Consider the following 1,154-nt stretch of genomic DNA (forward strand, 5'->3'; position numbering starts at 1 on the left):
GTGCGTGAATTTCTTTAGCAAAGTCATAGCCAAATATGTCAGGCATCATGATGTCTAGATAGATCAACGCGATATCATGCCTGTGTAAAATAGAGCGAGCTTCTTGCGCATTACTCGCCAGAAACACGCGAGCCCCGCATTCCTCAAGCGCTGATTCCATTAAGGTTAAGCTAACAGGTGAATCATCAATGACTAATATCTTCTGTTTAGACTTATGTTTTGCCACAGCCACATCCTTGCAAATTAAACTCCACTAAACACGAATAGATAGATCGTTTACTGCTAATCTGATATCTGTTCAACAAGTATTAATAGCAGAGGAATACCTGTTTAGCCACTCGTTTCAGCGCGCAAATTTAGTTACTATTACGAATCTTTATGCCCCATAGAATCTGGGCTTGGTTAGGTTTGTAAGTGAGTTATGTTAAATAAATATATAAAGAAAATTTTGGATGCGCGCGTTTACGATGTCGCGATTGAGTCTCCGCTCACTCATGCCCGCAGTTTATCGCAGCGCTTGGGCAATCAAGTGCACTTAAAACGAGAAGATTTACAACCAGTATTCTCTTTTAAATTGCGCGGCGCTTATAACCGAGTTCGCCAGCTTAGTGACGAAGATAAGGCCAAAGGTGTGATTGCAGCGTCTGCCGGAAATCATGCACAGGGCTTAGCGCTGGCAGCTAAAACTTTGGGCATTAAAGCGACTATCGTCATGCCTAAACAACACCTGAGATCAAAGTGAGTTCTGTCCGAGCTAGAGGTGCAAAAGTTGTTTTAGTGGGTGATACCTTCGATGAAGCCTCTGCTTATGCTCAAGAGCAAGTTGCTGAAAAAGGTTTAGTGTATATTCCGCCTTACGACGACGAGGACGTTATTGCTGGCCAAGGCACGGTTGCGATGGAGTTGTTAAAGCAGCATCCTGATAAAGCACATGCGGTTTTTATTCCTTGCGGTGGCGGCGGCTTAATCGCAGGCATGGCAGCGTATATCAAGTACCTTCGCCCTGATATCAAAGTGATTGGCGTTGAGCCCGAAGATGCGGCATGTTTGCAAGCGGCAATGAAGTCGGGCAAGCGTGTCGTGTTAGATCAAGTTGGCATTTTTGCCGATGGTGTCGCGGTTCGACAAATAGGCAAGCTTCCTTGGGATGTCTG

General features: G+C 45.1%; 1 protein-coding gene and 1 pseudogene. One reads left to right on the top strand and one right to left on the bottom strand.

Annotated features, from left to right (window positions below):
- On the bottom strand, positions 1–226 hold a 226-nt coding region (locus tag A3738_RS04345), incomplete at its 3' end, for a response regulator (protein WP_156503946.1).
- 195 nt (positions 227–421) lie between these two features.
- Here A3738_RS04345 and A3738_RS04350 point away from each other — a divergent pair.
- A pseudogene (locus A3738_RS04350) lies at positions 422–1,154 on the top strand (pyridoxal-phosphate dependent enzyme); the annotation flags it as partial.

The organism is Oleiphilus sp. HI0066 (assembly GCF_001635725.1).